Origin of the sequence: Mycobacterium sp. KBS0706 (assembly GCF_005938675.2) — a bacterium.
Lineage (GTDB): Bacteria > Pseudomonadota > Alphaproteobacteria > DSM-16000 > Inquilinaceae > Inquilinus.
Window position 1 is genome coordinate 1 of record NZ_VCCH02000186.1, and the last position, 6,786, is coordinate 6,786.

Sequence of the window (6,786 nt, forward strand, 5' to 3'; positions counted from 1 at the left end):
CAAGTCGCTGGCCGCGTGAAGTAGGAACCGCTCCCCCCGTTTGTCATCGCCGGGCTTGACCCGGCGATCCAGGGCCATCCAGAACGGCATCGACATCTCTGGATGCCCGGATCAAGCCCGGGCATGACAGGAAGGGACGAGGCAAGCAGGCCCACTCGCCGCAACAAGTTTCCTCCCGACTGGGCCGTGCCACGCCGTGGCGCGGCCATCTTTTTGCATCGCAACATAAACTGTCCGCGGAGCGAGTAAAAAAAGACGAAGACATCCGCTTTCCTCGCTTGCCGGACCGATTCTTCTGGTATACAAAATTCTGAATTCAGTCGACCAAAGAGCCTTCGCGGCCGGTCGCACGATCTGGGGCAGGGACGCCGAATGCTGGTGGATGGGGTGACGCTCGATGTCGCGCCGCTGGCCGCCAAGGCCAGCTACAAGGCCAAGGCCTACCAGGCCCTGCGCGATGCGATCGTGCGCATGAACATCTACGGCCACAGCCGTCCGATCCGGATCGACGAGCGGCAGCTCTGCGAGGCGCTGGGCATCAGCCGGACCCCGGTGCGCGAGGCCATCGCGCTCCTGGAGCAGGAAGGGCTGGTCCGGTCGATGCCGCGGCGCGGCGTCTTCGTGGTGCGCAAGACCCGGGACGAGATCCGCGAGCTGATCGTGGTCTGGGCCGCGCTGGAGGGCATGGCCGCCCGCCTGGCAGCGGAGCACGCCACCCCGGCCGAGATCGAGGCGCTGCGCGCCATGATCGCCGGCCAGGCGGCGGAGGCGGATGCCCCCGACCGGTTCGCCGCCGCCAACATCGATTTCCATCAGGCGCTGATCCGCTTCGGCGGCTGCGCCCTGATCACCGAGATGACCGAGACCCTGTTCCTGCACATCCGCGCCATCCGCTGGTCCCTGATCGGCCGGCCGGAGCGGGCCGAACGATCGGTGGCCGACCACGCCGCCATCGTCGAGGCCCTGGCGCGGCGCGACGGGGATCTCGCCGAGACGCTGGTCCGCAACCATGCCCTCGACCTGTCGCGGTCGGTCGAGCGGCACGGGACCGGCTTCGAATGACCGCCCGGCGCCACGCAATGCCGTGCATCCCGAGCAGAAGGTGAAGGAGGAAGCGATCATGCCCGATACGACAGTGAAGGAAGCGGCCGCGACGGAAGAGGTCATCTCCGGCGGTCACCTCGTGGCCAAGGCGCTCAAGGCCGAGGGCATCGACACCATCTTCACCCTCTGCGGCGGCCACATCATCGACATCTATGACGGCTGCCTGGACGAGGGCATCCGCATCATCGACGTCCGGCACGAGCAGGTCGCGGCCCATGCCGCCGACGGCTATGCCCGCGTCACCGGCAAGCCCGGCTGCGCCGTGGTCACCGCCGGCCCGGGCACGACCGACGCCATCACCGGCGTCGCCAACGCCTTCCGCGCCGAGAGCCCGTTCCTGCTGATCGGCGGCCAGGGTGCGCTGGACCAGCACAAGATGGGGTCGCTGCAGGATCTGCCGCATGTCGACATGATGAAGTCGATCACCAAGTTCGCGGCCAATGTGGTGACCACCGAGCGTGTCGCCGACATGTGCTCGATGGCCTTCCGCGAGGCCTTCGCCGGCGCCCCCGGCCCGGTCTATCTCGAGATCGGCCGCGACATCCTGGACGGCCATGTGCCGGTGAAGAAAGCCCGGCTGCCGCAGGCCGGCCATTACCGCTGGTCGACCAAGAGCATCGGCGACCCGCGCGACGTCGAGAAGCTGGCCGACATCCTGGTCCATGCCAAGAAGCCCTGCGTGCTGCTGGGCCAGCAGGTCTGGACCTGCCGCGCCGCCGACGACGCCATCGCCTTCGTCCGCGCCCTGAACATCCCGGCCTTCATGAACGGCGCCGGCCGCGGCACGCTGCCGCCGGGCGACCCGCACCACTTCCAGCAGACCCGGCGCTACGCCTTCGACAATGCCGACGTGATCCTGATCGTCGGCACGCCCTTCGACTTCCGCATGGGCTACGGCAAGCGCCTGGGCCGCAACGCCACGGTGGTGCAGATCGACCTCGACTACCGCACCGTCGGCAAGAACCGCGACGTCTCGCTCGGCCTGGTCGGCGATTGCGGCGCCATCTTCGCCGCCGTCACCCAGGCCGTCTCCGGCCGGGTCGACAACGGCGCCAAGGGCCGCGAGCCCTGGCTCGAGGAGCTGCGGGCCGAGGAGGCGAAGATGGAGGCGGCACGGCTGCCGAAGCTGCGCTCCGACGCCTCGCCGATCCACCCGCTGCGCCTGGCCTATGAGCTGAACGAGTTCCTGACCGACAACACCGTCTATATCGGCGACGGCGGCGATGTCGTGACCTTCTCCGGCGGCGTGGTCAAGCCGCGGGCGCCGGGCCACTGGATGGATCCCGGCCCGCTCGGCACCCTCGGCGTCGGCGTGCCCTTCGCCATGGCATCGAAGATCGCCCAGCCGGAGAAGGAGGTGCTCTGCCTGTTCGGCGACGGCACGTTCAGCCTGACCGGCTGGGACTTCGAGACCATGGTCCGGTTCGACCTGCCCTTCATCGGCGTGGTCGGCAACAACTCGCACATGAACCAGATCCGCTACGGCCAGATCCAGAAATACGGGCCGGAGAAGGGCAATGTCGGCAACAAGCTGGGCGACGTGCACTACTCCAAATTCGCCCAGATGCTCGGCGGCTATGGCGAGGAGGTCTACGAGGCCAGCCAGATCCGCCCGGCGCTGGAGCGGGCGCGCGAATCCGGCAAGCCGTCGCTGATCAATGTGTGGATCGACCCCGACGCCTACGCCCCGGGGACCATGAACCAGACCATGTACAAGTAAGCGGCCGCGGGCGCGGGCTGGCCCCCTCTAAACCAAAAGAGGCCCGGCCGCCCGCGCCCCGTCCTGGCACGGCACAGATAGGGAGAGAGACCATGGGCAAGGCCCTGGATGGGGTGCGCGTTCTCGACATGACCCATGTCCAGTCGGGACCCTCGGCGACGCAGATCCTGGCGTGGTTCGGGGCGGATGTGATCAAGGTGGAGATGCCGGGCCGCGGCGACATCACCCGGTCGCAGCTGCGCGACAAGTCGAATGTCGACAGCCTCTACTTCACGATGCTGAACAGCAACAAGCGCAGCATCACCATCAACATGAAGTCGCCGCAGGGGCAGGAGGCCTTCATCAAGCTGCTCGAGCAATCGGACGTGCTGATCGAGAATTTCGGCCCCGGCGTGCTCGACCGCCAGGGCTTCCCCTGGGAGAAGATCCAGAAGATCAACCCGCGGGTGATCTATGCCTCGGTCAAGGGCTTCGGCCCGGGCCCCTATGTCGACTGCAAGGCCTATGAGACCGTGGCCCAGGCCATGGGCGGGTCGATGAGCACCACCGGCTGGCATGACGGCCCGCCGACCTCGACCGGCGCCCAGATCGGCGACAGCGGCACCGGCATGCATCTGGTGGCCGGCGTGCTGGCGGCGCTGCTGCAGCGGACCCAGACCGGCAAGGGCCAGCGGGTCGAGGTGGCGATGCAGGACTGCGTCCTCAACCTCGTCCGGGTCAAGATGCGCGACCAGCAGCGCCTCGTCCACGGCCCGCTGCGCGAATACCCGAACACCGAGTTCGGTGAGGCCGTGCCGCGCTCCGGCAACGCCTCGGGCGGCGGTCAGCCGGGCCAGGCGCTGGTCTGCGCCCCGGGCGGCGAGAACGACTACGCCTATGTCATCATCCAGCCGCAGGGCTGGGCGCCGCTGATGCGCCTGGTCGGCCGCGAGGAGCTGATCGAGGACCCGGCCTATGCCACGCCGGAGGCGCGGCTGAGCCATCTGCCGGATTGCTTCAACATCATCCAGGCCTGGACCAGCCGGCGCAGCAAGATCGAGGTGATGCAGGCGCTGAACGAGATCGACGTGCCCTGCGGCCCGATCCTCAGCATGAAGGACCTGATCGAGGACCGGTCGATGTACGACCGCGGCATGCTGGTCGACGTGCCGCATCCGGAGCGCGGCACCTATGTCCAGGTCGCCCTGCCGATCCGGCTTTCCGACAACGACGTGCCGGTCGAGCGCTCGCCGCTGCTGGGCGAGCACACCGAGGAGATCCTGTCCTCGGTCGGCTACGACGCCGACGCCATCGCCGCGATGCGCACCGCCGGCGCGATCTGATGAACGTGCGGACCCTTGCCTCTCCCGCCTGGCGGGAGAGGCAAGGGTCCGCAGGACGACCGGGTGAGGGCTAGCCCAGGCCTCGACAAAGGGCCCTCACCCGGAGCCGCTTCGCGTCTCCGACCTCTCCCGCAAGCGGGAGAGGCAACGCGGTAGCCCAGTTGATTGATCCGACGGCGCCGCCGTCGACTCGAACCCATTGTGACCAACGACCGGATAGCCTCAGGTGGGTCCGGTCCTCCCCCACATCCTTTGCTGAGCGAGGACCGCCATGAATGGCCATGTCGACGTCCGGGACGATGCCCGGACGACCGCCCGCAGCATCCTTGACACCGTCAAGCGCGAGGGGCGCACCAGCCTGACCGCGCCCGAGGCCCGCCAGCTGTGCGAGGCCTGGCAGATCCCGATCCCGAAGGAAGCGCTGGCGACCACGGCCGACCAGGCGGCGGCCCAGGCCGAGGCGATCGGCTTTCCGGTGGTGCTGAAGATCGTGTCGCCGCAGATCCTGCACAAGACCGAGGCCGGCGGCGTGCTGGTCGGCGTCAAGTCGGCCGACGACGTCCGCGCCGGCTTCAAGCGCATCGTCGAGAGCGCCGGCCGCTACGACCCGAGGGCGGAGATCCTCGGCGTCCAGGTCCAGCAGATGCTGGTCGGCGGGCAGGAGGTGATCGTCGGCGCGGTCACCGATCCCAGCTTCGGCAAGCTGGTCGCCTTCGGCCTCGGCGGCGTGCTGGTCGAAGTCCTGAAGGACATCACCTTCCGCCTGGCCCCGGTCGACCATGACGAGGCGCTGTCGATGCTGGACGGTATCCAGGCGGCCGCGATCCTGAAGGGCGTGCGCGGCGCGCCGCCGGTCGACCGTGAGGCGCTGTCCGACCTGATCGTCAAGGTCTCGCAGCTGGTCGACGCGGTGCCGGAGATCGTCGAGCTCGACCTCAACCCGGTCTTCGCCCGCACCGACGGGGCGATCGCCGCCGATGTCCGCGTCGTCGTCGATTTCGAGCCGAAGGAGGCCCGGCCGCGGCCGGCGAAGGACGCCATCCTGGCCAAGATGAACCGGATCATGCGGCCCGACGCGGTCGCCGTGATCGGTGCCTCGGCCGAGGACGGCAAGATCGGCAATTCGGTGATGAAGAACCTGATCAACGGCGGCTACAAGGGCGCGATCTACCCGATCCACCCGAAGGCCACCGAGATCCTGGGCCTCAAGGCCTACCCCAGCGTCAAGGACGTGCCGGGCACCATCGACGTCGCGGTGTTCGCCATCCCGGCCAAGTTCGTCGCCCAGGCGCTGACCGAGGTCGGCGAGAAGAAGATCCCGGGCGCCGTCCTGATCCCCTCCGGCTTCGCCGAGACCGGCAACCATGAGGGCCAGGAGGAGATCATCGCCATCGGCCGGAAATACGACATCCGCCTGATGGGCCCGAACATCTACGGCTTCTACTACACGCCGAAGAACCTGTGCGCGACCTTCTGCACGCCGTTTGACGTGCAGGGCCGGGCGGCGCTGTCGTCCCAGTCGGGCGGCATCGGCATGGCGATCATCGGCTTCAGCCGGTCGACCAAGATGGGCGTCTCGGCCATCGTCGGCCTCGGCAACAAGTCGGATATCGACGAGGACGACCTGCTGACCTTCTTCGAGCAGGACGACGCCACCGACGTGATCGCGATGCATCTCGAGGACCTGAAGGACGGCCGTGCCTTCGCCGATGTCGCCAAGGTGGTGTCGAAGAAGAAGCCGGTGGTGGTGCTGAAGGCCGGGCGCACCTCGCTCGGCGCGCGGGCGGCCAGCTCGCACACCGGCGCCCTGGCCGGCAACGACAAGGTCTATGACGACGTGCTGCGCCAGTCCGGGGTGATCCGGGCCAAGAGCCTGCAGGACCTGCTGCAATTCGCCCGCGGCATCCCGGTGCTGCCGGCGCCGAAGGGCGAGAATGTGGTCATCATCACCGGCGCCGGCGGCTCGGGCGTGCTGCTGTCGGATGCCTGCGTCGACAACGGCCTGTCGCTGATGACGATGCCGGCGGATCTCGACGCGGCCTTCCGCAAGTTCATCCCGCCCTTCGGCGCCGCCGGCAACCCGGTCGACATCACCGGCGGCGAGCCGCCGACCACCTACCGCAACACGGTGAAGCTGGGGCTGGAGGACGATCGCATCCATGCGCTGATCCTCGGCTACTGGCACACCATCATCACGCCGCCGATGGTGTTCGCGAAGGTGATCACCGAGGTGGTGGACGAGATGCGGGCCAAGGGCATCAACAAGCCGATCGTGGCATCGCTGGCCGGCGACGTGCAGGTCGAGGAGGCGGCGCAGTACCTCTACGACCACGGCATCGTCGCCTACCCGTACTCGACCGAGACGCCGGTCGCGGTGCTGGGCGCCAAATACCGCTGGGCCCGCGCCGCCGGGCTGCTGTGAACCAGGCATAGGAGCAGGGAAGGGGCGGTTCCGGGCATCGGCACCGCTCCCCCTCACCCCAAATCGCGAGGGCGATTTCGACCTCTCCCCAAGGAGAGGTGACCTTCCACTCTCCTTGGGGAGAGGGAGGGCCCCGGCCCGCTTGGGCCGGGAGGGTGAGGGGGAAGGATGCCGATCGTCGGGACCGCCCTCGACCCGGCCTTCAGGAAGGGCAGGGA

General features: G+C 68.2%; 4 protein-coding genes. All 4 read left to right on the forward strand.

Annotation, left to right across the window (positions count from 1 at the left end; all coding sequences use genetic code 11):
- Nucleotides 1-372: 372 nt before the first annotated feature.
- The 4 genes from FFK22_RS40350 to FFK22_RS40365 all read left to right on the forward strand — a co-directional run bounded on the left by FFK22_RS40350 (nt 373) and on the right by FFK22_RS40365 (nt 6,568).
- Nucleotides 373-1,062: a GntR family transcriptional regulator gene (locus FFK22_RS40350; protein ID WP_138893361.1), complete on the forward strand. Its 690-nt coding sequence runs from the start codon at nt 373-375 to the stop codon at nt 1,060-1,062.
- A 58-nt stretch (nt 1,063-1,120) separates the two neighbouring features.
- A complete protein-coding gene (locus FFK22_RS40355) occupies nt 1,121-2,824 on the forward strand; it encodes a thiamine pyrophosphate-binding protein (RefSeq protein ID WP_221939251.1) in 1,704 nt (567 codons plus the stop codon).
- Nucleotides 2,825-2,916: 92 nt separating this feature from the next.
- Nucleotides 2,917-4,146 carry a formyl-CoA transferase gene (gene frc / locus FFK22_RS40360; protein WP_138893363.1) on the forward strand — a complete coding sequence of 410 codons (1,230 nt, stop codon included), beginning with the start codon at nt 2,917-2,919 and terminating at the stop codon, nt 4,144-4,146.
- A 271-nt stretch (nt 4,147-4,417) separates the two neighbouring features.
- On the forward strand, nt 4,418-6,568 hold the full coding sequence (locus tag FFK22_RS40365) for an acetate--CoA ligase family protein (RefSeq protein ID WP_138893364.1): 2,151 nt from the start codon (nt 4,418-4,420) through the stop codon (nt 6,566-6,568).
- The last annotated feature ends 218 nt before the right edge of the window (nt 6,569-6,786 follow it).

Coding starts and splice junctions, on each gene's coding strand:
- FFK22_RS40350 (WP_138893361.1), top strand. CDS start 373: ATGCTGGTGGATGGGGTGACGCTCGATGTCGCGCCGCTGGCCGCCAAG.
- FFK22_RS40355 (WP_221939251.1), top strand. CDS start 1,121: ATGCCCGATACGACAGTGAAGGAAGCGGCCGCGACGGAAGAGGTCATC.
- frc (WP_138893363.1), top strand. CDS start 2,917: ATGGGCAAGGCCCTGGATGGGGTGCGCGTTCTCGACATGACCCATGTC.
- FFK22_RS40365 (WP_138893364.1), top strand. CDS start 4,418: ATGAATGGCCATGTCGACGTCCGGGACGATGCCCGGACGACCGCCCGC.